22 protein-coding genes are annotated in these 24,667 nt (G+C 43.8%); 19 read left to right on the forward strand and 3 right to left on the reverse strand.

Annotated features, from left to right (window positions below):
- The first annotated feature begins 44 nt into the window (after positions 1 to 44).
- The 12 genes from AB3G73_RS15320 to AB3G73_RS15375 all read left to right on the forward strand — a co-directional run bounded on the left by AB3G73_RS15320 (position 45) and on the right by AB3G73_RS15375 (position 15,635).
- On the forward strand, positions 45 to 908 hold the full coding sequence (locus AB3G73_RS15320) for a phosphorylcholine transferase LicD (protein ID WP_148365682.1): 864 nt from the start codon (positions 45 to 47) through the stop codon (positions 906 to 908).
- Complete coding sequence (locus tag AB3G73_RS15325; protein ID WP_367745191.1) at positions 905 to 1,927, forward strand: hemolysin activation protein; 1,023 nt, start codon at positions 905 to 907, stop codon at positions 1,925 to 1,927. Before AB3G73_RS15320 ends, AB3G73_RS15325 begins: the two co-directional genes overlap by 4 nt.
- Positions 1,900 to 3,018 carry a glycosyltransferase family 4 protein gene (locus AB3G73_RS15330; protein ID WP_258978691.1) on the forward strand — a complete coding sequence of 373 codons (1,119 nt, stop codon included), beginning with the start codon at positions 1,900 to 1,902 and terminating at the stop codon, positions 3,016 to 3,018. The genes AB3G73_RS15325 and AB3G73_RS15330 overlap by 28 nt, the downstream gene beginning before the upstream one ends.
- 10 nt (positions 3,019 to 3,028) lie before the next feature.
- A complete protein-coding gene (locus AB3G73_RS15335; protein ID WP_367745192.1) occupies positions 3,029 to 4,294 on the forward strand; it encodes a glycosyltransferase family 4 protein in 1,266 nt (421 codons plus the stop codon).
- A complete protein-coding gene (locus AB3G73_RS15340) occupies positions 4,287 to 5,036 on the forward strand; it encodes a glycosyltransferase family 2 protein (RefSeq protein WP_367745193.1) in 750 nt (249 codons plus the stop codon). The genes AB3G73_RS15335 and AB3G73_RS15340 overlap by 8 nt, the downstream gene beginning before the upstream one ends.
- Before the next feature lies 1 nt (position 5,037).
- On the forward strand, positions 5,038 to 5,547 hold the full coding sequence (locus tag AB3G73_RS15345) for an RNA polymerase sigma-70 factor (RefSeq protein ID WP_234133727.1): 510 nt from the start codon (positions 5,038 to 5,040) through the stop codon (positions 5,545 to 5,547).
- 75 nt (positions 5,548 to 5,622) lie between these two features.
- Entirely contained in the window at positions 5,623 to 6,789 is a 1,167-nt protein-coding gene (locus AB3G73_RS15350; protein ID WP_234133726.1) for a FecR family protein, read from the forward strand.
- 17 nt (positions 6,790 to 6,806) lie between these two features.
- Positions 6,807 to 7,937, forward strand: a complete 1,131-nt coding sequence (locus AB3G73_RS15355) for a TlpA disulfide reductase family protein (protein ID WP_234133725.1) — start codon at positions 6,807 to 6,809, stop codon at positions 7,935 to 7,937.
- Between the two features lie 360 nt (positions 7,938 to 8,297).
- Complete coding sequence (locus AB3G73_RS15360) at positions 8,298 to 11,846, forward strand: SusC/RagA family TonB-linked outer membrane protein (protein WP_367745194.1); 3,549 nt, start codon at positions 8,298 to 8,300, stop codon at positions 11,844 to 11,846.
- Between the two features lie 18 nt (positions 11,847 to 11,864).
- The gene (locus AB3G73_RS15365; RefSeq protein WP_258978695.1) at positions 11,865 to 13,487 is read left to right on the forward strand and encodes a RagB/SusD family nutrient uptake outer membrane protein; all 1,623 of its coding nucleotides are present in this window, start codon (positions 11,865 to 11,867) and stop codon (positions 13,485 to 13,487) included.
- Between the two features lie 24 nt (positions 13,488 to 13,511).
- A complete protein-coding gene (locus tag AB3G73_RS15370) occupies positions 13,512 to 14,465 on the forward strand; it encodes a hypothetical protein (protein ID WP_367745195.1) in 954 nt (317 codons plus the stop codon).
- 18 nt (positions 14,466 to 14,483) lie between these two features.
- Entirely contained in the window at positions 14,484 to 15,635 is a 1,152-nt protein-coding gene (locus AB3G73_RS15375; protein ID WP_259021707.1) for a TlpA disulfide reductase family protein, read from the forward strand.
- 159 nt (positions 15,636 to 15,794) lie between these two features.
- Here AB3G73_RS15375 and AB3G73_RS15380 read toward each other — a convergent pair whose 3' ends face one another.
- Both AB3G73_RS15380 and AB3G73_RS15385 read right to left on the reverse strand, forming a co-directional pair.
- Positions 15,795 to 18,182: a glycosyl hydrolase 115 family protein gene (locus AB3G73_RS15380; protein WP_367745196.1), complete on the reverse strand. Its 2,388-nt coding sequence runs from the start codon at positions 18,180 to 18,182 to the stop codon at positions 15,795 to 15,797.
- Between the two features lie 92 nt (positions 18,183 to 18,274).
- A complete protein-coding gene (locus AB3G73_RS15385) occupies positions 18,275 to 19,132 on the reverse strand; it encodes an SGNH/GDSL hydrolase family protein (RefSeq protein ID WP_074638582.1) in 858 nt (285 codons plus the stop codon).
- A 440-nt stretch (positions 19,133 to 19,572) separates the two neighbouring features.
- On the opposite strand from AB3G73_RS15385, the gene AB3G73_RS15390 reads away from it, so the two are divergent.
- The 3 genes from AB3G73_RS15390 (at position 19,573) to AB3G73_RS15400 (ending at position 21,008) form a co-directional block, all read left to right on the forward strand.
- The gene (locus AB3G73_RS15390) at positions 19,573 to 20,349 is read left to right on the forward strand and encodes a class I SAM-dependent methyltransferase (protein ID WP_367745197.1); all 777 of its coding nucleotides are present in this window, start codon (positions 19,573 to 19,575) and stop codon (positions 20,347 to 20,349) included.
- Between the two features lie 70 nt (positions 20,350 to 20,419).
- Positions 20,420 to 20,770 carry a helix-turn-helix domain-containing protein gene (locus AB3G73_RS15395; RefSeq protein WP_004302575.1) on the forward strand — a complete coding sequence of 117 codons (351 nt, stop codon included), beginning with the start codon at positions 20,420 to 20,422 and terminating at the stop codon, positions 20,768 to 20,770.
- Between the two features lie 13 nt (positions 20,771 to 20,783).
- Positions 20,784 to 21,008, forward strand: a complete 225-nt coding sequence (locus tag AB3G73_RS15400) for a hypothetical protein (protein WP_004311131.1) — start codon at positions 20,784 to 20,786, stop codon at positions 21,006 to 21,008.
- 20 nt (positions 21,009 to 21,028) lie between these two features.
- Here the strand turns inward: AB3G73_RS15400 and AB3G73_RS15405 are convergent, their stop codons facing one another.
- A complete protein-coding gene (locus AB3G73_RS15405) occupies positions 21,029 to 21,727 on the reverse strand; it encodes an NAD-dependent deacylase (RefSeq protein WP_148365696.1) in 699 nt (232 codons plus the stop codon).
- 474 nt (positions 21,728 to 22,201) lie between these two features.
- Here AB3G73_RS15405 and AB3G73_RS15410 point away from each other — a divergent pair, with 474 nt between their 5' ends.
- From AB3G73_RS15410 to AB3G73_RS15425, 4 genes are all read left to right on the forward strand, one after another.
- Positions 22,202 to 22,786: an FKBP-type peptidyl-prolyl cis-trans isomerase gene (locus tag AB3G73_RS15410; protein WP_008775241.1), complete on the forward strand. Its 585-nt coding sequence runs from the start codon at positions 22,202 to 22,204 to the stop codon at positions 22,784 to 22,786.
- 20 nt (positions 22,787 to 22,806) lie between these two features.
- Positions 22,807 to 23,676, forward strand: coding sequence for an FKBP-type peptidyl-prolyl cis-trans isomerase (locus AB3G73_RS15415; RefSeq protein ID WP_009001118.1), 870 nt, complete (start codon positions 22,807 to 22,809; stop codon positions 23,674 to 23,676).
- 158 nt (positions 23,677 to 23,834) lie between these two features.
- Complete coding sequence (locus AB3G73_RS15420; RefSeq protein WP_004302580.1) at positions 23,835 to 24,299, forward strand: Lrp/AsnC family transcriptional regulator; 465 nt, start codon at positions 23,835 to 23,837, stop codon at positions 24,297 to 24,299.
- A 5-nt stretch (positions 24,300 to 24,304) separates the two neighbouring features.
- The gene (locus AB3G73_RS15425) at positions 24,305 to 24,616 is read left to right on the forward strand and encodes a DUF4491 family protein (RefSeq protein WP_148365852.1); all 312 of its coding nucleotides are present in this window, start codon (positions 24,305 to 24,307) and stop codon (positions 24,614 to 24,616) included.
- The last annotated feature ends 51 nt before the right edge of the window (positions 24,617 to 24,667 follow it).

Here is a 24,667-nt window from a genome sequence, read left to right on the forward strand (position 1 = left end):
TATAATTACTACTTTTGTAGCACAACGTGCATTAACCATTTCCGATGAACAAGAAATATACAGCCGAAGAGCTTGATTTATTACATGCCGAACTCTACGACATATTGGGAGAAACCATCCGGGTGTGTCAGAAACACAACATTCCCTATTTTGTGATTGGCGGCACGGCCATCGGTGCACTCTACGACCAGGCGATCCTCCCCTGGGATGATGATATTGACATAGGCATGACGCGGGAGAACTACAACAAATTTCTGAAAGTGGCTCCCGGAGAACTAGGTCCTTCCTACTTCCTTTCATGGATAGAAACAGACCCTCATACCCCGTATTATTTTGCCAAAGTCAAGAAAAACGACACCCTTTTTGTAGAAGAAATGTTCAAGAATGTCCCGATGCATCCGGGTATTTTTGTCGATATATTCCCATTCGACAAAATTCCCGACAACAAGCTGCTGCGAAGAATACAATCCGAAGCACTCGGCTTCCTCAAATGCTGCCTGATGGGAAAAGAGATATGGATGTGGAAACACTTCGGTACATGTGAAATAGAGAACCCCACGAACCGGGGAGCCTTCTCCTGTTTCCTGAACAGGGTAGTCGACCTGCTTTTCTCTAAAAAAGCAATCTACCGCATGCTGGTGTCAGTTCAAAGCTGTTTCAACTCACGAAACACCCGTTACTACAACAACGTAATGGCCACTGCCGACCACGTAACCGTAGAAAGCATCCGCCACCTGCAACCGGTGAAATTCGGCCCTCTCACAGTGACCGCCCCCGACGACCTGGAAGGATTTTTGCGTTACAACTATCCAACCCTGCATCGATTTACAGAAGAAGAGCAGGAAAAAGTGAACAACCACTATCCTGCCGCCCTGTCGTTCAGTACAACCTCAAAACAAGAACTATGAATATGAAATCCGCTTTAGTAGACGTCCCGGTACTTATCCTGTTCTTCAACCGCCCGCAACAACTATCGCAAGTGTTCGAGCAAGTGAAGAAAGCGCGTCCGTCCCGACTCTTCCTCTATCAGGACGGAGCACGAAACGAACGTGACCTGCCCGGAATAGAAGCCTGCCGTGAAATCGTATCACAGATAGACTGGGAATGTGAAGTAGAACGGCTTTATCAGGAAAAGAATTTCGGCTGCGACCCTTCGGAATACATTTCGCAGAAATGGGCCTTTTCGAAAGTCGACAAGTGCATCGTATTGGAAGACGACGATGTGCCCGCCGTCTCCTTTTTCCAATTCTGCAAGGAGATGCTGGATAAATACGAACATGACACCCGCATCAGCATGATTGCCGGATTTAACCCCGAAGAAATCACCCAAGACATGCCCTACGACTATTTCTTTACCACCACCTTCTCTATCTGGGGATGGGCAAGCTGGAAACGGGTAGTCGACCAATGGGATGAGTTCTACAGCTTCCTGGACGATTCCTTCAACATGCAACAACTGGAACAGCTTATCAAGGAACGCAAATTCCGGAGCGACTTTATCTACATGTGCCAGCGTCACCGGGAACAGCAGAAAGCCTTTTATGAAACAATCTTCCACGCCTCCATACTGTTCAACTCCGGACTAAGCATCGTGCCTACCCGCAACATGATCAACAACCTCGGAGCAACGGCAGATTCCACCCACTTCGCCGGCTCGATTCATACCCTGCCCAAAGGTTACCGCCGCATCTTCACGATGAAGCGCTATGAGATGGACTTTCCACTGAAACATCCCCGCTACGTCATCGAAAACGTTGCCTACAAAGAGAGCGTTTACCGCATCATGGGCTGGGATCATCCGTGGATCAAGATCGGACGTTCGTTCGAAGAACTGTTCCTCAACCTGAAATACGGTAATTTCTCCCTCATTACGAAAGCTGTCAAAAACCGAATCAACAAATGGCTGAAAAGAAACAAGCACCACTAAATAAGTTGCTTACTATTTATTTTTACCATACCCGCCTCACGCGGGAAAGCTACGAGGAATGGAAAGAATATAAATTCCCCGGACATATCCTATACGGACTTCCTTTACTGGAGAATTACGGAATACACTCCGTGATGCACAAATGCAAATATTTCTCCGGTCGTCTGAAACTCATGCTTTACGCCACCAAAGAAATTCTCTTCTGCACGGAGAAATACGACGTCCTCTACGCCACCTCTTTCCGGGGCATAGAACCCGTCATCTTCCTCCGTGCCCTGGGACTGTATCGCAAACCTATCGTGATCTGGCATCATACGGCAGTCGTGACCAATCCCAAACCGTGGCGCGAACAAATCTCCCGCCTTTTCTACAAAGGCATAGACCAAATGTTCCTATTCAGCCGGAAACTGATTCAGGACTCGCAGAAAACCCGGAAAGCACCGTCCCACAAACTGAAACTCATCCATTGGGGACCGGATCTTCCTTTCTACGACCACCTGCTTGCAGAAATGCCCGACCGGAAGCCCGAAGGATTTATCTCCACCGGCAAAGAAAACCGGGACGTAGATACCTTGCTCCAAGCATTTGCCGCAACGAACGAGAAACTGGATTTGTACATTGCCGTCTCATGCGGTAACATCAACTATAAAAAGATCATCGACCCGTATGCATTGCCCGACTCCATTCACATCCATTATACCGACGGAGTGATTCCCTATGAACTGGGGAAACTGGTGGCACGCAAAAGTTGCATCGTAATCTGCTGTCTGGACTTCCCCTATACCGTAGGACTGACCACGCTCGTGGAAGCATTCGCCCTCGGCATCCCCGTCATCTGTTCGCGCAACCCCAACTTCGAAATAGACATCGACAAGGAAGGAATAGGCATCACCGTAGAATATAACGACGTACAAGGCTGGATAGACGCTATCCGCTACATCGCCGACCACCCCGAAGAGGCACGGCGCATGGGAGAGAATGCCCGCAAACTGGCGGAAGAACGTTTCAACCTCGAAATCTTTTCACGCGAAATAGCAGAAAGCTTGCTGGAAATATCAAACATTTCCTCTAAAAACCGTACATTTGCATAAACTTTTGCCCATGAGAGTCCTGATTATAAATACATCTGAACGAATAGGAGGAGCAGCCATCGCAGCAAGCCGATTGTTGGAATCACTGAAAAACAACGGTATCAAAGCCAAAATGCTGGTGCGCGACAAGCAGACCGACCAGATCAGCGTCGTCCGTTTGAAAAGCAACTGGCTGCAAGTGTGGAAGTTCATGTGGGAACGTATCGTGATCTGGAGCGCCAACCGTTTCCGGCGCTACCATTTGTTCGACGTAGACATCGCCAACACAGGTACAGACATCACCTCACTCCCGGAATTCCGCCAGGCCGACGTGATCCATCTGCATTGGATCAACCAGGGAATGCTCTCACTGAACGATATACAAAAGATACTGACCTCCGGCAAACCCGTAGTCTGGACCATGCATGATATGTGGCCATGCACCGGCATCTGCCATTACGCGCGGGAGTGCAACAACTATCAGCAGGAATGTCATGACTGTCCGTACATCTACAAAGGCGGGGGACGAAAAGATTTATCCTATCGCACGTTCCACAAAAAACAGAAGTTATACAGCTACGCTCCCATTCATTTCGTCACGTGCAGCCATTGGCTGAAGGAACAAGCACAGACCAGTGCATTGTTCGAAGGAAAAAGCGTCACCAATATACCGAACGCCATCAACACCAACCTGTTTAAACCTATGAACAAGAAGGAAGCGCGTGCCAAGTTCATGCTGCCGGAAGGTAAGAAACTGGTTCTATTTGGTTCGCTAAAGATCACCGACAAACGCAAAGGAGTCGACTATTTAATCGAAGCCTGCAAACTGTTGGCAGAAAAACATCCGGAATGGAAAGACTCATTGGGTGTAGTCGTATTCGGCAACCAATCGCAGCAGTTACAAGAACAACTTCCTTTCCATGTATACCCGCTCCCTTATATCAAGAATGAGCATGAAGTGGTGAATATCTACAATGCCGTAGACCTTTTCGCCATCCCGTCTTTGGAAGAGAATCTTCCCAATATGATTATGGAAGCAATGGCCTGCGGAGTTCCCTGTGTCGGTTTTAATGTGGGAGGTATCCCCGAAATGATCGATCATCTGCACAACGGCTATGTGGCACAATACAAATCTTCGGAAGATTTTGCCAACGGCATACATTGGATATTGACGGAACCGGGATATAACGAACTCTCCGCACAGGCCTGGCGCAAGGTGCTGGGTAATTATTCGGAGAGCATCGTTGCCAAAAAATACACAGATGTCTACAATAAAATAACGGGGAAATATGCATAGTGTCCATCCTACTCCTAAGTTCTCTATCATTACGGTAACGTACAATGCTGAAAAGGTATTGGAAGACACAATTCAAAGTGTTATCGCACAAACCTATCATCATATAGAATATATTATCGTGGATGGAGCTTCCAAGGATGGAACCCTCTCTATTATCAACCGGTACCGCTCACACATACACACCGTCGTCAGTGAACCCGACAAAGGACTGTATGACGCCATGAACAAAGGAATCGCCCTTGCCAGCGGTGATTATCTCTGTTTCCTGAATGCAGGCGACTGTTTTCATGAAGACGACACTCTGCAACAAATGGTGCACACCATTAACGGCAACGAACTACCTGATATACTTTACGGGGAAACCGCTATCGTAGACAAGGACAGGCATTTCCTGCGGATGCGCAGATTGTCCGCCCCTGAAACGCTCACCTGGAAAAGTTTCAAACAGGGAATGTTAGTCTGCCATCAGGCATTCTTCCCCCGCCACACGCTCGTAGAGCCATACAATCTGCAATATCGCTTTTCTGCAGATTTCGACTGGTGCATCCGCATCATGAAGAAAGCACGTATTTTGCACAATACTCACCTGACAATCATCGACTATCTGGAGGAGGGAATGACTACCCGGAATCAGAAAGCATCCCTCAAAGAAAGATTTAGGATCATGGCAAAGCACTACGGGCTGATTGGAACCGTGGCGCATCATGCATGGTTCGTTCTGCGGTTAGCAACCCGACACTGATATGACTTATTCAAAAGAGAAGAAGTATAAAGACTTTGAAGCTTTGTTCCGGGCAAACTATTCACGGTTATATTTCTACGCCCTTAATCTCGTCAACGATCAGGAATGTGCCGACGATATCGTTGAAGACACTTTCAGTTATTTATGGGAAAACTACGACACGGTAGTGGGAGATGTTTCACCACTACCTTTATTATATTCACTCGTCCGCAACAGCTGTATCGACTATCTGCGCCACTGTGATGTAAAAAGCAGATACGCATCTAATATTTCTCAAACTGCCGAGCATTGGGAAGAAAACAATGATGACGAAGATCATCAGGAGCGCATCTCCAGGGTGATGTCCGCCATCAACCAGCTTCCCCCGCAAACCCGTAAAGTTTTCGAAGCCTGTTTTCTCCACGGAAAAAAATATAAAGAAGTAGCAGAAGAAATGGATATTACGATCAACACCGTAAAAACGCACATATCCAGAGCTTTATCCTTTATCAGGAGTAAGACTGGGGAATAAAAACAGCATGGAGGAACAAAAAAAAGTTTCTCTTGTCACCCTTTTCTGATGGTATAACGTAATAATATATAGAATATGAAAACTGAAGAGCAACCCATACTGGAGCAAGATTATGAATATGCCTTACGGGCATTGGACGATTGGAAATTCCGCCAGTCGGTAGAATTCATTGCTTGGCTCGAAGAGGAAGCCCATCACGCCCTGTTCCAGGAAATGATGGATAACCGGGAAGCCTTGATGAACCTGAACCCGCAAATGGCACCGGACATAGAGAAAGCCTGGAAACGGATAGACCCGCATCCCAAAGTCTCATCCATCCGGAAATATTATGTATGGGTGGCAAGTGCGGCAGCCATCGCCTTGCTTGTAATAGGTTATTCCATCTTTTCCACTACAGAAGAAGAAAATCCGTATGCAGAAACAGCCATTGTTTTTCCTGCTTCTGATGGAGTACAAGATATAGAACTACAGACCGGTGACGGACATATTGTATCGATAACCGATCGGGCAAACAAACAATTATTAGCAGAGACAGGGGCTCTGCTGGAAGCCGAGTCCCTTATTTACCAGAACGACACAGAAGTGCAGGAAGAAGTGGTTACGCATACATTAAGCACGCCACGGGGAAAGAATTTCAAACTCGTACTGGAAGACGGAACCGAAGTCTGGCTGAATGCGGAAAGTAAGCTCCACTACCCGAACCGTTTCACCGGTAAGGAACGAAAAGTGACACTGGAGGGTGAAGCCTTTTTCCATGTAGCCAAAGATGCCAGCCGCCCTTTCATTGTGAAAAGCGGAACTGCGGAAACTCGGGTATTGGGAACGGAATTCAACTTCCGGGCCTATCCGCATGAAAACCGGCACGTGACACTCGTATCAGGCAGTGTCATCGTATCCGACACCCAGAAAGAAAATGAGTTACAGCTCACTCCCGGCGAAGATGTACCTCTGGATGAAAACGATTTGTTGCTAATCCCGCGCAAAGTGGACATCAATGAATACGTAGTCTGGAAAGATGATTTATTCTGTTTCAGGGAAGCAGAACTGGCAGAAATAATGAAAGCTATCGGACGGTGGTACAACCTAACTATTGTTTTCACGGACGAAGCTTCCATGCGCTATCATTTCAACTTCTGGGCGGAACGCACCAACCAACCGGAACAGGTTCTTCAACTTCTCAATCAGGTAGGAAAAGTAAAGGCTACTCTCGAGGGTAGCCGGATTACCATAAGTAAACTATAAAAACGAGAATGATGAAAATGAAAAGATTTTATGGACTTTGTATTCTCCTGCCAGCCGTTTCAATGACTGTGGCACAAGTGCCCTATCAGATCAAAGGAACCTGGAACAACGGAGCTGGAAAAACGGTTTATCTACAGAAATATATTACAGCCGACAGCCTGCAAACCGTTGATTCGGTAAAGGTTGCCCAAGATTTCTCTTTTTCACTGAAAGGACAGGTAAAAGAAGAACAACGTATGGCCATCAGTTGCAGTCCCAGAAACAAAGCCGAAATCTTTGTCAACACCACCCCGCTTCAAGTCACCATCCAAGAAAAAACAGTCACCGATAAGAAAGGAAGAACACGAAATACCTGTCAGATAGCAGTCAAAGGGGATCGCGAACAGGAAGTTCTGAAATCGGGTGAAACTCTTTCTACCACCGCTTCTTTCTTCCAGCTGGGAAAAATGATAACCCTGTCGCGGGCGTTGGACTCGAAAGACACTACCGCTATCGACTCTGCCAAATACAAAGTAGCCATGATAGACAGCCTGATTACAAGATCAGTGCAAAACTATATGGACTCAACACGCAATGATATCACCTCAACCTATTTCTTTGAGCGTTATCTGATGACTAACCAGACGCTGGATGAGGTACAGGCTTTCTATGATAACCTAACAGACCGGGTAAAGAAATCAGCTCCCGGAGTAGCCCTAAAGCAGAAAATGGAAGATATGCAACAGGTGAATATAGGCGGTATGGCCCCCAACTTTGAATTGACTACCCCCGACGGAAAAAAGCTTTCCTTGTACGATCTCCGCGGACATATTGTGTTGCTCGACTTTTGGGCTTCCTGGTGTGGCCCCTGCCTGGCAGAAGTGCCCAATCTGAAAGCAATCTACGAGAAATATCACGGCAAAGGTCTGGAAATACTCGGCGTATCACTGGACGAGAAAGAAGCGGCCTGGAAAGGTGCCATCGAAAGAAAAGGGCTGACCTGGCAACATGTCTCTTCGCTAAAAGGATGGAAATGTCCCGTAGCACAACGGTTCAAGGTGACAGGAATTCCGCGTATGTACATCATTGACGCACAAGGAAAAATCATAGCACAAGACTTGCGCGGAGAAAAACTTGCTGAAAAAATGGACGAACTTTTCACAAAATAATTTTTCAATTATCCCGCACTAAAAAACTGCCATATAGCTACCATCAACGGAGTCATATGGCAGTTTTTTATCCATTAACACTTTACATTTTGTTAGAATAGTGATTCTTTCAGGCACAACAAAACCATTCAAAAAAGAGATATTAAAACCTATTGCACATATTTTCTCAAAAAAAGTATCTTTTCTGTCACCCATTCCGATTCTTGAAACGTAATAAAAACATAGAAGCCTTAAAAAAGCTTTCGAGAGAGTTTTATCGGAATAAAAGAACAAAGTTTATCAAACACTAAACGCACAATCATGGTGAAAATTTGGACTAATTCTTTCAAAAGGAACAAAAGGAATCACTTTGCGGCGAAAATGTTATGGTTATTTATAACCTTAATAACATTCAGCGCCACTATGCAGGGGCAACAAAGTGAAAAGAGAATCTCACTTGAGTTCAAGAATGAACGGCTGGCCGATGCTTTCAAAAAAATTGAAGCAGCAAGTGGATACAAGTTTATCTTTAACTATGAAGACATTTTTGTTTATGGTGTCACAGGGATTATCAAGAATAAAACGGTTACGGAAACGCTGGACGAAGTGATCGGTAAGAAACCTCTGGTGTATAAGATAAACGGCAAATTTATCACGATTGCCTTAAAACCCGGAAGTCCGGAAGCCGCGGCAAAAGCCAGATTGTGCCAATTGGACGGTGTTGTTATTGACGAAAACAAGCAGCCGCTTCCCGGAGCACACGTCATCATTGAGGGAACAAAGTGGGTGACAACTACCGACATAAACGGGGCATATAGCTTTTTAATAGAAAATGATGCAAGCTACACCATCCGGATTTCTTATCTGGGAATGGAAATGAAGCAAGTGAAAGTTACCGTTGAAAAAGGAATTGCTAACAAGAAAGTATCTCCCATCATGCTGAAAGAAAGTGATGCCACCTTGAATGAGGTGGTCATTACAGGATATCAGGTGATGAATCGCCGGGAGTCTGCAAGTGCTGTTTCATCGATAAAAGCGGCAGACATCATGGTACAGGGAGTCGGTTCAATCGACCAGATGCTTCAGGGAACCATACCGGGCATGGCAGTGATGAATACTTCGGGGGAGCCGAGCGCCACACCCAGGATTCGTATTCGTGGTAATGCAACAATCAATGGTAATAAATCACCGGTATGGGTAGTGGATGGAGTGATTCTGGAGCAGGATGTTCCTTTCACTGCTTCCGACATCAACAGTGAGGATGCAGAGTATCTAATCGGTAACGCCATCTCCGGAGTAAACCCACAGGATATTGAAAGCATTACTGTATTGAAAGATGCATCCGCAACCGCAATCTATGGTGTGAAAGCAGCCAATGGAGTAATCGTAGTTACGACCAAAAAAGGAAAAGCAGGCAGACCAATCATTACCTACAACGGCAATATGACGGTCAACACCCGCCCGTCCTACTCCAACTACCATCTGATGAATTCACAAGAGCGTGTAGCATTCTCCAAACAACTGGTAGATGCGGGCTATACTTTCGGCCGCGTGCCTTATGGCCCTACGTATGAGGCTTCTTATGAAGCACTTATGAATAAAGATATCACATTGGATGAATTCAAAACGCAAGTATCCGACATGCAGGTAAGGAATACCGATTGGTTCGACCATCTGTTCCGCAACAGTATTACCCAAACTCATAATGTCAATGTATCGGGCGGAACAGATCAAGTCACTTATTATGTGTCCGCAAGCTATCAGGACATTCAGGGTTCATCCAAGCAGTCCGACTCGCGGAAATTCACGACATTGGCTAAGTTCTCGGCAGAAATCAACAAACATATCAGTTTTATGACTAAAATTGATTTCACCACGACTTCCAACAGCGGTTATGCCACAGGAGTGAATCCGTTCGATTACGCTTATACCAAATCACGTACCATCCCTGCCTACAATACAGATGATTCTTATTACATGACTTATGAGAAATCGGGAGCACTTGGAACGGAATCTGTGGGTTACAACATACTCAAAGAGTTGGAAAACACCGGTAAATCATCCAAGATGGATGACTTCAACGCTCTGTTACAGTTGAATGTCAAACTGATCCGCGGGCTGACCTATGAGGGTACTTTCTCCTGGCAGAATGGAAATACGTATACCCGGGACTGGGCTACCGCAGAATCTTACGAAATAGGAAAAATCAGGGAATATGACTATGGCAGGTATACTGCATACGATGACGCTTATTGGACCTCCGCACTCCCCTACGGTGGCAGGCTGGCACAAAGCAATATCCGGAAGACAGGTTATACCATCCGAAACCAGATTACCTATAACCAACTTCTCCAAAATGCTCATCACGTGACTCTGATGGGAGGTATCGAGACACGAAGAGTTGCTTATAAAGGATTCTCTTCCACAGGATATGGATGGATTCCGGACTTCGGGGAGCAGTTCAACCCGGTAATGACAGACAAATACATTGCAGATTATGCCGAAAAGAACGCAACTGATCCGTCCAACACAAACTCTTTTACACAGGTGGCCTCTTTTTATGGGGTGGGCTCCTATTCTTACGATGAACGTTATATCTTGAACGCCAATTTCCGCTCGGATGGCTCCAATAAATTCGGAAGTAACCCGAAATACCGCTGGTTGCCTACCTACTCGTTCGCCGTAAAATGGAACCTGATGAACGAAGCTTTCATGGAAGATATCTCATTATTGAACGTGTTGTCTTTACGAGCCTCATACGGTATTCAGGGAAATATCCATGAAGACTCTACTCCCTATCTGATTGTAACCACAGGTGACAGAGATAATATCCTGGGACTTCCCATATCCAAAATCAGTAAATTGCCCAACCCTGATTTGCGGTGGGAGAAAACACACTCATGGAACGTCGCTGTCGACTTCGCTCTCCTCAAGGGACGAATCCGCGGAGGGCTCGATATATACGGCAAAAAGACATCCGACCTTATCATGAGCAAAGCTGTTGCCTCTTCCAACGGAAGAAGTCTCTTATATTACAATGCGGGTAAAATGACCAACAAAGGTTTCGAGGGCTTTATCAATGCCGGACTGCTGAAAACCAAAGATTGGGAATGGCGGTTGGGAGTCAACTTCAGTCGCAATGTCAATGAGATCACCTACGCCAATCCCGAAAATATGAGCGACGTAGAAGTAGTGAATAAGATGCTGGCAGGTACGTTAGCAGTCGAGGGAGCACCTATCGGCTCACTATATGCCTACGAATTTGCAGGTTTGAATCAAGATATCGGTTATCCGATGTTCTATACCAAGGATGGAAAAGTTTCCATCAAAGGGAATAAGAGTGATATGTCATTAGTGCGTTGCGGCTCTATCTTCCCTAAATTAACAGGAGGATTTGATACACAAGTCAACTATAAGAACTTCTCGCTTTCGATGAATTTTACTTATAGTATAGGAAGTGTGGCACGTATTCCTGATTATTTCACCGGAAATAATTATTATATTGATCCGCTATCCAACCTAAGCACCGACTGGCTGGCATCATGGAAACAGGCGGGCGACCAGACCGTCTTTCCGACTGCATTCAACAGTAATGCCCAGGATAATTATTTTTCCACCGAACAAGGTAAGGTATACGATACATTCGACTCGACAAAAGGGGTAGCTATCCCGGCCTATCAAATGTATAATTACAGTGATATCCGTGTGGCTAAAGCCGACTTCCTGAAACTTAAAATGGTTGCTTTAAGCTATACTTTTCCAAAGCATCTTATCAGCCATCTTAATATCAGCAGCCTGATGTTGAGAATGCAGGTAACCAATCTCTTTACCATTGCAGATAAGAAGTGGAATGGTCTGGACCCGGAAACTAATGGAACCGGAATTCCCCAGCTTCCCACTTACAGCTTAGGAGTAAATATCTCATTCTAACTACTAAAACAAAGAACAATGCTTAAAATATCGAAATACACTTTACCATGCATTATCGCAATATCTTTTTTCTCCTGTGATAATCTGTTGAAAGAGGACTCCTCGGACCTGTTGATCCCTAAATCAGTAGACGATTATGCTCCCATCCTGCTTGGAGAGGGTTATCCCGATAAATTCAATTCCCAAATCTCCTTCGTCAACCTAATGACGGATGATGTGGAAATGGGGCCTTTGGATTATGATACGGAAATGGTAGGAGACAGCAAAGTGACCAACTGGGAAGAGGGCATCGACCCCAAAGCCGGCTATGGTCAGAATGCATTCATTTGGCAAAAGGATTATCAGGAGAATCTTTCCGACTTATTCTGGAGCGGAAGATACAGCAATATCCTGGCATGTAATACTATCATAGAAGCCCTGCCTACTATGACTTATGCTGAAAAAACGCAAACGGGACTCTATCACAAACTTGCCGTTCAAGCATATACTCTTAGAGCCTACCATTATTTCTGTCTAGTCAACACTTACGCTTTACCTTATGCTACGGAGAACCTGAATCAACCGGGTGTAGTGCTCAAGACATCTTCAGAAATCGAAGTGACTTCTCATGAACGCGCTACCATAGGGCAGGTATATGCTCTAATCAACGATGACATCAAGAAAGCGCAGGAACATCTGGAAGGTGCCGATACCCAAGCTTCCAAAATGGAGATCACTCCCGAAGCTGTCTATTTCCTGGCAGCACGCATTGCATTGTTTCAGAATGATTGGGATGGAGTTATCAAGGCTGCCCAAAAGTTCCTGAATCTGAATGAGTCGATTTACAATCTTAATGACGAAAAAGAGGCACTCCTTGGATTTAATAGTACAGGAGTTAAGGATATTGGACTCGAAGGTCCTTCTTATTGTGCCAATAATACCAACCTGAATGAAGTCATATTCGCTTTCGGTCGGAATGATAATAAGATACTGGATTATCTATCTTCCACTGACACTAATCTAAGGTACTATGAATTCGGGTTCCATACATCATGGACAGGAGACAATGCACTAATAAACCTGTATGATGAAGATGACTTGCGTAAGTTGGCATACTTCATAAGAAGATACTACAAATATGGTACGGCCAAAAAACCGTCATATTACGTTGGTCAATATTTCACTCTGAAATACGATGCCCGTTCGGGTAATAACTATACCAGCCAGGCATGGAGAACTCCCGAACTGTATCTGAATCTGGCAGAAGCCTATGCACAGAAAGCAAACGGAGTCAGTGAAGATGCTATCAGGATTCTGAACCAACTGCGGGTAAAGAAATATAAGTCCGGCAGCCCGAATGCAGAGAAAACTGCAGCCGATTTTTCCGGCAAAGAAGATCTGATTAAGTTCATCTGGCAGGAACGCCGAAGAGAACTATGCTTTGAAGAGATTATGCGTTTCTGGGATATGCGCCGTCAAGGAATGCCGGCACAGGAACATTGGCTTTTCAGTACCAAGAAGAATTATGAAGTATACAAACTAAAGAATAATAGCCCGAACTATGTATTGTCAATTCCGAAAGATGAGACCTCGTATAATACAGCTATTATTAATAATTTCCGCGAAACCATTGGAGCTTCTTCATCTGGAAGCCTTGAATAATAACGACTAAAATAAATAAGGATTATGATTAGGAGATTCATATACAACACCTTACTTTGCAGCACCGTCATCTCACTAATGACGCTATTTGCTTGTTCCGAAGACTCTTTATCGCCCATAGATGAATTGGGAAAAACAATTTATGATCCGTCTGATGCACCGGAAGATGCGAATATCAATGCTTTCTATGAAAAATATGGGAGTAGAATATTATATGATTTTAACAGATCGGATCTGGCTTTCGGATGGTCGAGTTCAAGAAATTACTGGTATGCTCCCGTAAAAGCAGAATACAAGCACTATATTAGTGACGTTACCCTTTTCCTGAAAGATAAGGCATTTCAAAAATATCCGGATACATTCATTGAGAAATATCTGCCTTTCCGCATATTCTTCGTTGACTCTATCTGCAACACGGTGACTTATGATAAAAGCCGGTTGCAAGATGTAATGCAGGTAGAGACTCATGGAGTTGCCATAGCCCATTTGGGAAAAGAAATGGATACATGGACAGAGGGAGATTGGAATACATTACAAACCAATGTGCTTGGATTTGTCCTGAACTCCATATACCAACCATTTAAGGAGAATTATACCATCAAGCAATTCGGAAGTTTACAGCAACCATGGTCTTATATGCTGGATATAGAAGATGACCCGCAAGGAGAATTCTCGAACATAGAATATTCTTTATATGCAAATACCTATGTAGATGGAGAAATATACCTGGACAATGATCTGATTATTCCCCCTTATAACAACATAGCCAACGATCTGGGACAATATATTTCGTTCATCCTTACCACTCCCAAATCAAAAATGGATAAAATATTTGCGAGAGCAGATTTTGAAATCCTCAAGCAGCGTGCTTTACTCGTGGCGAATTTCATCAAAAACGGACTTATGATGGACCCCATAGCAATGCAGAATGAAGCGTGTCCGGACGACCCGTATCCGTCAGATTACTTTAACGACTAAATAATCCAATAAGACTATATGATAAAATCTTCATTAATAACAGCTTTCTTCCTCTATATATCGGGGATAAGCACCATATTTGCACAGGTTCCCTACCAAATCTCCGGAACATGGACAGGAGCTGAAGGCAAAAAGGTATACTTGAATGCTTTTCCATCCGGAACACCGGAAAGCACCTGTATCGATTCCGCCATTGTAGCTTCGAACGGAACATATCGGCTAGCGGGAAATCTAAATGAAATGCAACCTCTCTCGATTACCATTGAAGGAGATAAAGGATTCCGTACTCTCATGGGAGACGGTCGCCCGGCAACGGTCAATATCAAGGACATTAAATATTACTACAAACATCCCGATGCAGCTTTCACAATAGTAGGTGACACTATAGAGCATGCTGCTGTCGCTAATATTCTATCTTTTTGGGGGAATGACTTTATCCGAAAGATATCGATGGGCGGTCTGGAGGGAGAGGCCGAACGTGCGAAAGCAAACGGTGACTCCGAGAATGAACAAGCCCAAAGAATAAAACTGCAGGAATGTATTGACACACGTGATAAAGAGAAGAATGATTTTCTAAACCAATACGGAAACTGCCTCGCTGCCCCCTACTTCATTACCATGAATCTACTGAAAGGTATTCCTATAGAAGAGACGGAGGCATTCTACAACCGTATGGGAGAAAAGGCCAGAAACTCTCCGAAAGGAATCGAACTAAAAGAAAGTATCGCCAAGATGAAAGCTTTAGCTCCGGGAACAAAAGCGCCCGAATTCACATTACCGACTGTCAGCGGAGAAGAACTTTCGCTCAAAAGCTTGCAGGGGCACATTGTTATTCTCGATTTCTGGGCTTCCTGGTGCGCTCCTTGTATAGCAGAAATGCCTACTGTAAAAGAAATCTATGCAAAATACAAGGATAAAGGACTAAAGGTAGTGGGTATCTCCATGGATAATTCAAAAACAGCATGGATAAAATCCATTGATAAAGTACAGATTCCATGGGCTCATGTATCATCCCTCAAGGGCATGAAAAAGTGCCCGATTGCACAACTTTATCAGGTATATGCCATCCCTAAATTATATATCATAGACCAGGAGGGAAAAATTATAGCAAAAGATTTACGCGGAGAAGAACTCAAGAAAAAGATAGACGAACTTTTCGCACATTCATAAGGTACTCAATCATGACACAATCCCCAATACCCTACAAATAATTGCATGATTGAGAAAGCCCTGTTACCTTTAACTGGCAGCAGGGCTGTTTTTTTATCATGAATACCATCGTATATTCTCTTTTACAGCATTCATCTTCTAATCTATCATACAAACTGATTAGGGTTTATCCGGCATATAAAGCATCACCTGGTCTAATATCACCCCTTCGTCCAATGCCTTGATTACCAATTTGTGGGACTTCTTTCCGGATATCGGGAGTCGAACCGTTCGGATAGCTTGATTGCGCAGCACGTTCTCTTTCCATTCTTCACTCCGTCCTTTCGTTTCATAAGAGATCACTTCAGGCGCTGCATCGTCCAACGATATTGAAAAACGTAGTTGATCTCCCCTCACTGGATGATTAGGCAATAAGCGGATGTCAACCTCTACCGAGTCTGTTTTCCAGTTGTCAAAAAAGAACATCAGTGCATCTCCCTTGTCAATGCCTGTCGCTTTGCTTTCATATCCCAGACCCTCACAAATAGCAGAAGTTCCTTTCCGCGCATTCAAGGTATTCCTTCCATTCGAGATATTCTTCCCATCCAAGCCGTTCCATTTATAGATGGCTACACGCTCTTTCATCATCGGAGAAGTAGCCGTTTTTCTTTCCACGCGATTGAATACAGGAAGTTTTCGGGGTTGGAAATCCATCATGCGATTCCACTTTCCATCTTCCAGTGAGTTATACTGTTTTGTCAATACCACAATGCTGTCATAGGCAAGATCACTTTTCTCCCAATCCGCTTTTCCGTGGCGGGCTAATTGGGCATATAGCAATTTCCGGTTCATCTGTGTAGCAGCTTGCACCGGGTATTTCACCAATTCAAAATAAGCACTTTGTCTGCCGGATGGGATTTTCGAAGCTACCCGTTCCACTGCCTCCGACAATTTATCATAAGCCTGCAAACGTCCGTTGATTTCTTTTTCACTCCATGGGAGATCTTTGACAACACGATAAACAGGATCTTTCTCCTCTTCCCTCGTATTTCCCATAAATTCAGGTTTACGAATATGGGCCAGACGATAGTGTTCCTGCATCACAGGCAATACCGCCTTTGCGCACGAAACTCCCAATTCCCGCTCCAGCCAGTGTTTCAGATGAGAGGTCACTCCTTCCGAGGCCACAGCTCCTATATTCCAGGCCATATCCATAAACAACTCTATCTGATACTCGGCAGGCTTGATATCTCCGACGTTCAGTATCCACATCTTCTGTATGCCTTGATCGTAAGCCAGTTTCATTTGCTGAAAAACTAGATACGGGCTCATCGTACCCAACCAGAGATGGTCGTGCGGACGTCCCCAATAAGAAACATGATAATAGACTCCATTCCCTCCTTTACGTGCACATTCTTCGGCCGTAGGAAAATGGCGGATATAGCCATAGTTATCGTCACACCACATCAATGTTACATCATCAGGCACCTGTAATCCGGCATGATAAATGTCGAGTACTTCTTTATAAGGGATAAAAACCTGCGGTACTTTAGTTACATCTTTATCTACGTATTTTTCAATCAACCCGCGTTGATCTGCAAACACACGGTCTATTACCGCCTTCTGTTCTTCCACCGTCTTCGCTCCTTGCATCTTGCCATCATGTACGCCACGCATTCCCAGCGTATAGAGTATTTCCTGATCTGCCACTTCTTTTACACGGTTTTCCCAGAATTTATAAACAGCCGGAGCATTATTCACATAATCATAAGCCCCTTCCCCTCTTCGTTTCCACTCACCGGCAGCATTGCAAGCCATCGGTTCGCAGTGGGAAGCACCGATAAAGATTCCATATTTCTTGGCAGCTTCCCGGTTGCCTTCGGTCAGGAAGAAAGGAAGTGTACATTCGTGCATTGCAGGCCAATAGGTATTGGCACGCAGACGAAGCAGCAGTTCGAAGATACGCTCATTGGTACGCGGACCGATTTCCCCTTTCACTTTTGAAGGTTCATAAGTCCGGTTACTCCACGGCATCAAGCCCCAATCTTCATCATTAATAAAGATACCACGATATTCCACTGAAGGAGCCTGAAGGCTTTGGAATTTGGAAGGTAATTTAAAAAGTTTCTTCTTTTCCGGAGTCACGTCCGCCCACCATTCCCAGGGAGAGACACCCAGCAAGCGGGATATTTCGAGTATTCCATAAGCCGTTCCATGTTTGTCACTGCCGGCTACTACCAATTTACTCTCCGGAGAAACAGATAATAGAAAAGCCTGCTTCTTGCCTTTTAACGCAGAAACATCTACACCGGTCCGGCTGATAAGCTCACTCTGTCCCACCGTTCCTATCACAATTTCACCTGTTTTCTCATTCGTTTGGGTAGTCGACGACAATACTGTCTGAATATCACGCCCCAGCATTTCCAATGCAGTTCGTACAACCAGTTCTTCAGAAGGGCTGCAAGCGATGACAACTGTTTGACCGGAAGTCAAAACAAAATCCTTACTACGAATCGGTAAAGCAACGATCAAAAAGATGAAAAAAGAAAACAGAAGTTTATGTCTCATAGGTTCTATTATTTATAGAAGACAAAATTACAGGTTTGCAGAAAATGTACTATAGAATAGCGTACAATTTCATAGAATTCTGTCCGGCCTATTTAAAATGTAGCAGGCAACGCAAGCAACTGATACATCAGCGTTCGTGCCATGCGTATCTGTCCTTTCGTGCTGGGATGCAAACGGTCATATCCCGCATCGTAGAAATAAATCAGTTGTTCTTCCACCATCGGATTCAATCCGGTTACCGCATTAAAATCAATCACGGGGACTCCCCACACATTGCCGGCTTCTTTAACAGCCTGCACGTAGGCATCCACATATTCGCCACAACTGTTCTGGTAGTTTTCATCCGGTTGCACGTTCGTTTCTCCAAAATTGGCCAATGAGCGGTGCAACGGGGTCAGCAACACAATCTGCTTGTCCGGGAAGAGTTGTTTCAGTCTATTGATTCCTATGTTGATACGTCCCTTATACGTGCTTCCATCCATTATAGGAGTGCGTTTCTTACGGGTTTCCAGCTTTTGGGTTTGTCCACGGGCTGCCATCACTTGTTCTTCTGTTTCCGTAAACCATTCTCCAATAGGTACACCGTCATTAAAATCATTCGTACCCATCAAAATCACGATAGCATCTACTTCTCCACCGTGTTCTTTCTTCAACAGCTCGGCTTGCCGGGGCACATCATTCCATTGCCTGCCACTGATACCATATACATAAGGAGTAATTCCCAGCCATTCCTGCAGAAAATCCCAGTATTTCTTTATCTTGTCGCCATAACAGTTGGGATCTGTAATAGAGTCTCCCAAATATCCCACTCTTTTTCCTTGCCACGGGTGCCGGATGCATCCATTATTCGTTTCAACAGAGTTTGCCACTTTAGAAGATTGATTCTGTCCGCACAGAAAAGAGGAACAGAAAAACAGGATGGTACATGTGAGTAATAATTTGCTTTTCATCGGTATCATACATTAAATGAGAGATTTGTATTCAATATTCGACAAAAATAACTCAAAAAAATGTAGTTTCAATCAATTTGGGCGATCAATCTCATCCATACAACCGGATATATAAACATATTCCTATTTGACTATTCTTGCTAAAATGCAGGTATACAGTCTTTTTTCAATCAAGTTATCATTGAGTTTTACAGCTAAAACCCTATCTTTGCCACAAACTAAAAGAAAAATTGGATGTTTAACTCATTTTCATTCCATAAGGATTCCGTTCTGTAAATAATCTGTAAACCTCCTCTCATTACAGATTATCCCTTATGTTTTCTGACATACTCTTGTCAGAGTTATTTTCTATATCTAAATTTTCAAACTATTTGTATGGTCAAATGGTTGCAAGCATCATCATATGCCTCCATTCGCCATACAACTAAAACATTAAAACAATGAGTAACGATTTTAAATCAATCCACGAATTCGATTTTACACTGATATGTAATTACTTCAAGGCATTAAAACGTCAAGGTCCCGGAAGTCCTGAAGTCACACAAAAAGCCGTAAGCTTCATCAACGAACTGTCCGACAAGGCACGAATAGCCGACATTGGCTGTGGCACGGGCGGTCAGACAATGGCATTAGCCAACTATACGAAAGGACAAATTACAGGTATCGACCTTTTCCCCGACTTTATCGAGCTATTCAACAAAAATGCAATAGAAGCCCATTGTGAAGACAGAGTAAAGGGTATCGTCGGCTCCATGGACGCTCTGCCGTTTCAAGAGGAAGAGCTCGATCTGATCTGGTCCGAAGGCGCTATCTATAATATAGGATTCGAACGCGGCATAAACGAATGGAACAAATTCCTGAAAAAGAACGGATTTATCGCTGTAACGGAAGCCTCGTGGTTCACCCCGGAACGTCCCTCCGAAATAGAAGACTTCTGGATGGCCAATTACCCGGAAATCGATACGATCCCAAGAAAGATAATGCAAATGGAAAAAGCAGGATATATCCCGACAGCCCATTTCATTTTACCGGAAAATTGCTGGACCGAGCATTTCTATGCTCCCCAATTCCCGGTTCAGGAAGCTTTCTTAAAGGAATATGCAGGAAATGACGCAGCCGCAGACCTCATCACCGGGCAACGGTATGAAGAGAGCCTATATAATAAGTATAAAGAATACTACGGCTACGTATTCTATATAGGACAAAAAAGAGATTGATTATCTGCCGGAGAAGTTAGCAAGATAGGACAACTCTCCGGCATTTATTATCCTTTACTTTGCAGAAAACATGGAGACGAAAGATATCAATAAACAGGAATATCAGTTACGGATCAATAAAGTGACCGACTATATTCACAATCACATAGACCAGCCGTTATCATTACAGAAAATGGCAGGTATCGCCTGCTTTTCTCCTTTCCACTTCCATCGCGTATTTACAATCCTGACGGGCGAAACGCCTACGGATTATATCAAACGCACCCGGATTGAAAAAGCAGCCCTATTATTAAAACGAAACAAGGAACTTTCCGCCACCGAAATCGCCCGCCTTTGCGGCTTTAGCAGCCTTTCACTTTTAAGTCGCAATTTCAGGTTACATTTCAGTATGACGATCCGGGAGTTCCGTTCATTAAAATAAAACTCTAAAGAATATGGAAAAAGAAAATAAGATTCTGATTTTTCGAACTTCTATCACCCAAAGGCGTGACATCAAGCGCATAGGAGAGCTTTTGGCAGAGTTCCCCCAAATAGACAAATGGAATGTGGACTTTGAGGACTGGGAGAAAATATTAAGAATCGAGTGCAGGGATATCTCTGCACTCGAAATATCGGAAGTACTCCGGAACAATCATATTTTTGCCACCGAACTGGAATAAAACCGGGAAGAGAAAACCTCTCAAACTCCCAACAATTGTTTCAATTCAGCCACTCCTTCAGAAGCTCCCTTCTGAATTACATGTATCGAACGGGAAGTATGCGTATCTACCGGTTTCGGATCAATCAGATACACCTCTGCTCCTCTCGGTACATAATGAAGCAACCCCGCTGCAGGATATACATTAAGCGACGTACCGATAATAACGAAAATATCCGCTTTCTCCACATATTGGATGGCTGTTTCAATTTCCGGCACAGCTTCTCCAAACCATACGATAAAAGGTCGCAATTGAGTGCCGTCGCCGGCCTTGTCTCCCATCTTCACTTCATATTCTTCCGGTTTCAGTTCTTTTATGTAATGGGGATTATGAGGATCTCTACTGGAACACACCTTCGTCAGTTCGCCATGCAGATGAATGATGTGGCTGCTCCCGGCACGTTCGTGCAAGTTATCGATATTCTGTGTCACCACCGTTACATGGAAGTTTTTCTCCAGTTCTGCCAACAATTCATGTCCACGGTTCGGCTTTACTTCCAACAACTGTTTCCGACGTTCATTATAGAAATTAATCACCAAAGCCGGGTCACGCTGATAACCTTCAGGAGTAGCCACCTGCTCTACAGGATATTTATCCCACAAACCGCCTGCATCGCGAAATGTACTAATCCCACTCTCGGCACTCATACCCGCACCCGTCAAAACTACCAGATTCTTCATTACTATTCCTCCTTCTTTTTTTAATAGCCACACAAATGTAATCAGAATCATCGAATAAAAGAACACTTTCTTACGCTTAATATAATCCGGTTTATGCAGAACTTTAAGATGAAAGATACAGATAGTTAGCATTATTTATGGCAACAACTATTCGTCTGACTACTGTTATTCTTTCGTCTGACAGTTGTCAGACGAAAAAACAACAATTGTCAGACGCAAGTTCAACAGTTGTCAGACGATTAATTATCTACATAAACCAACCTAAATAATAAGAATAAGCCGATTAAATCCTACGAATAAAAGGACTAATTCTTAAAAGAAAAGCAATTAACTTTCACAGATATAAGAATTTTTAAATAGCAAATGCTAAATCATTCAAATAAAACACGTACTTTTGCGATTCATAAATTTGCAATTGATTGAAAGCTAAAACCATGATGGTGATGCATTTCAATCGCCAACAAAAAACATTATATGGATAAATTCAGTTACGCTATTGGCCTCGGAATTGGTCAAAACTTATCAAGTATGGGAATCGGAAACCTTGCGGTAGATGATTTCGCACAAGCAATCAAAGACGTATTGGAAGGCAATCAGACGGCTATCAGCCACAATGAAGCCCGCGAAATAGTAAACAAGTATTTCGAAGAACTGGAAGCTAAAATGGGTGCCGTTGCTATCGAGCAAGGACAGGCTTTCCTCGAAGAAAACAAAAAAGGACCGGGGGTAGTTGTTCTTCCCAGCGGACTACAATATGAAATTATCAAAGAAGGTACAGGCAAAAAGCCGAAAGCTACCGACCAGGTAAGATGCCACTATGAAGGAACATTGATCGACGGTACGCTGTTCGACAGTTCTATCCAACGCGGAGAACCGGCTGTATTCGGTGTCAACCAAGTAATCCCGGGATGGGTGGAAGCGTTGCAGCTGATGCCGGAAGGTTCTAAATGGAAACTGTATATTCCGTCAGAACTCGGCTATGGCGCAAGAGGTGCCGGGGAAATGATCCCTCCTCATAGCACACTCATTTTTGAAGTAGAATTACTCGAAGTATTATAAATAAAAAATTTCAAAGCAAAATGAAAAAAGTTAGTATTTTTATGGCAATCGCCGCTGCTGCAAGCCTTGCTTCTTGTACAGCTCAAGCTCCTAAAGCAAATCTGAAATCAGACATCGACTCACTGTCTTATTCTATCGGTATGGCTCAGACTCAAGGTCTGAAAGGCTATCTGACAGGTCGTCTGGACGTTGATACTACCTACATGGCAGATTTCATCAAAGGTTTGAACGAAGGCGCAAACAAGACTAGCAAAAAAGACATCGCTTACATGGCAGGTCTGCAAATCGGTCAGCAAATCAGCAACCAGATGATGAAAGGTATCAACCAGGAATTATTTGGCACTGACTCTACTAAAACTATCAGCAAAGAAAACTTCCTGGCAGGTTTCATCGCAGGTACTTTGGAAAAAGGCGGCGTAATGACCATGGAAGCAGCTCAAGAATACACTCGTACAGCTATGGAAACTATCAAAGCAAAAGCTTTGGCAGAAAAATATGCTGACTACAAAGCTGAAAACGAAAAATTCCTTGCTGAGAACAAGACTAAAGATGGTGTAAAAACAACTCCGAGCGGTCTGCAATACAAAGTAATCACTGAAGGTAAGGGTGAAATTCCTGCTGACACTTGCAAAGTGAAAGTAAACTACAAAGGTACTTTGATCGACGGAACAGAATTCGACAGCTCTTACAAACGTAACGAACCGGCTACTTTCCGTGCTAACCAAGTAATCAAAGGTTGGACAGAAGCATTGACTATGATGCCTGTAGGTTCTAAATGGGAACTTTACATCCCTCAAGACCTTGCTTACGGTGCAAGAGAATCCGGCAACCAGATTAAACCGTTCTCTACTTTGATTTTCGAAGTTGAACTGGTAAGCATCGAAAAATAAGGAAGTTCTTTCTAAATAGAAAAAGGAAAAAGGCGCAAAACATTTGCGCCTCTTTTTTTGCTTTTTCCTATTTTTTTTCTCGGAAAAGAAGAATAATTAAAATAAATCTCTATATTTGCTTACTATTTGATAACAACAGGAAATTACAATTTATTATTATGGAAAGAATAGACAACCTCGACAGGCAGATCTTAGAGATTATCTCCCAGAATGCCCGCATCCCTTTTAAAGACGTAGCAGCCGAATGTGGAGTGTCACGCGCAGCTATTCATCAGCGTGTGCAAAGACTGATTGACCTAGGTGTCATTGTAGGCTCTGGTTACCATGTTAACCCGAAATCGCTGGGATACAGAACTTGTACCTACGTGGGTATCAAACTGGAAAAAGGCTCCATGTACAAATCTGTCGTAGCGGAACTACAAAAGATTCCCGAAATTGTGGAATGCCATTTCACTACAGGCCCGTACACAATGCTGACAAAGCTTTATGCATGCGACAACGAACATCTGATGGATTTGCTGAATAACAAAATGCAAGAAATACCGGGTGTGGTAGCTACCGAGACATTGATTTCTCTGGAACAGAGTATCAAGAAAGAAATCCCCATCCGCGTTGAAAAATAATTGTGATGGAGTTTCTAAATGAATATCACCTCGCAGGGTTATTCATCGGAATATGTACCTTTTTGATTATCGGCCTTTTTCACCCCGTCGTGGTAAAGGCCGAATACTATTGGGGTACAAAATGCTGGTGGATATTCCTGATACTCGGCATAGCCGGTGTGGTCGCCTCATTAAGCATCGATAATGTGATTTTATCTTCTTTGCTTGGCGTGTTTGCGTTTTCTTCCTTCTGGACGATTAAAGAGGTTTTCGAACAGGAAGAACGGGTACAAAAAGGATGGTTCCCCAAGAACCCGAAGCGCAAATATAAGTTCTAAAAATAAAGTATCGTAGTTTTTTATCAAAAGGATTTGCATAATTCGAGGGAA

The sequence above is a fragment of the Bacteroides sp. L008 genome, from assembly GCF_040812255.1.
Classification (GTDB): Bacteria; Bacteroidota; Bacteroidia; order Bacteroidales; family Bacteroidaceae; genus Bacteroides; species Bacteroides vicugnae.

Bases quoted from the DNA above. Each gene is read 5' to 3' on its own strand.
- AB3G73_RS15320 (WP_148365682.1), top strand. From the start codon at position 45: ATGAACAAGAAATATACAGCCGAAGAGCTTGATTTATTACATGCCGAA.
- AB3G73_RS15325 (WP_367745191.1), top strand. From the start codon at position 905: ATGAATATGAAATCCGCTTTAGTAGACGTCCCGGTACTTATCCTGTTC.
- AB3G73_RS15330 (WP_258978691.1), top strand. From the start codon at position 1,900: ATGGCTGAAAAGAAACAAGCACCACTAAATAAGTTGCTTACTATTTAT.
- AB3G73_RS15335 (WP_367745192.1), top strand. From the start codon at position 3,029: ATGAGAGTCCTGATTATAAATACATCTGAACGAATAGGAGGAGCAGCC.
- AB3G73_RS15340 (WP_367745193.1), top strand. From the start codon at position 4,287: ATGCATAGTGTCCATCCTACTCCTAAGTTCTCTATCATTACGGTAACG.
- AB3G73_RS15345 (WP_234133727.1), top strand. From the start codon at position 5,038: ATGACTTATTCAAAAGAGAAGAAGTATAAAGACTTTGAAGCTTTGTTC.
- AB3G73_RS15350 (WP_234133726.1), top strand. From the start codon at position 5,623: ATGAAAACTGAAGAGCAACCCATACTGGAGCAAGATTATGAATATGCC.
- AB3G73_RS15355 (WP_234133725.1), top strand. From the start codon at position 6,807: ATGAAAAGATTTTATGGACTTTGTATTCTCCTGCCAGCCGTTTCAATG.
- AB3G73_RS15360 (WP_367745194.1), top strand. From the start codon at position 8,298: ATGTTATGGTTATTTATAACCTTAATAACATTCAGCGCCACTATGCAG.
- AB3G73_RS15365 (WP_258978695.1), top strand. From the start codon at position 11,865: ATGCTTAAAATATCGAAATACACTTTACCATGCATTATCGCAATATCT.
- AB3G73_RS15370 (WP_367745195.1), top strand. From the start codon at position 13,512: ATGATTAGGAGATTCATATACAACACCTTACTTTGCAGCACCGTCATC.
- AB3G73_RS15375 (WP_259021707.1), top strand. From the start codon at position 14,484: ATGATAAAATCTTCATTAATAACAGCTTTCTTCCTCTATATATCGGGG.
- AB3G73_RS15380 (WP_367745196.1), bottom strand. From the start codon at position 18,182: ATGAGACATAAACTTCTGTTTTCTTTTTTCATCTTTTTGATCGTTGCT.
- AB3G73_RS15385 (WP_074638582.1), bottom strand. From the start codon at position 19,132: ATGAAAAGCAAATTATTACTCACATGTACCATCCTGTTTTTCTGTTCC.
- AB3G73_RS15390 (WP_367745197.1), top strand. From the start codon at position 19,573: ATGAGTAACGATTTTAAATCAATCCACGAATTCGATTTTACACTGATA.
- AB3G73_RS15395 (WP_004302575.1), top strand. From the start codon at position 20,420: ATGGAGACGAAAGATATCAATAAACAGGAATATCAGTTACGGATCAAT.
- AB3G73_RS15400 (WP_004311131.1), top strand. From the start codon at position 20,784: ATGGAAAAAGAAAATAAGATTCTGATTTTTCGAACTTCTATCACCCAA.
- AB3G73_RS15405 (WP_148365696.1), bottom strand. From the start codon at position 21,727: ATGAAGAATCTGGTAGTTTTGACGGGTGCGGGTATGAGTGCCGAGAGT.
- AB3G73_RS15410 (WP_008775241.1), top strand. From the start codon at position 22,202: ATGGATAAATTCAGTTACGCTATTGGCCTCGGAATTGGTCAAAACTTA.
- AB3G73_RS15415 (WP_009001118.1), top strand. From the start codon at position 22,807: ATGAAAAAAGTTAGTATTTTTATGGCAATCGCCGCTGCTGCAAGCCTT.
- AB3G73_RS15420 (WP_004302580.1), top strand. From the start codon at position 23,835: ATGGAAAGAATAGACAACCTCGACAGGCAGATCTTAGAGATTATCTCC.
- AB3G73_RS15425 (WP_148365852.1), top strand. From the start codon at position 24,305: ATGGAGTTTCTAAATGAATATCACCTCGCAGGGTTATTCATCGGAATA.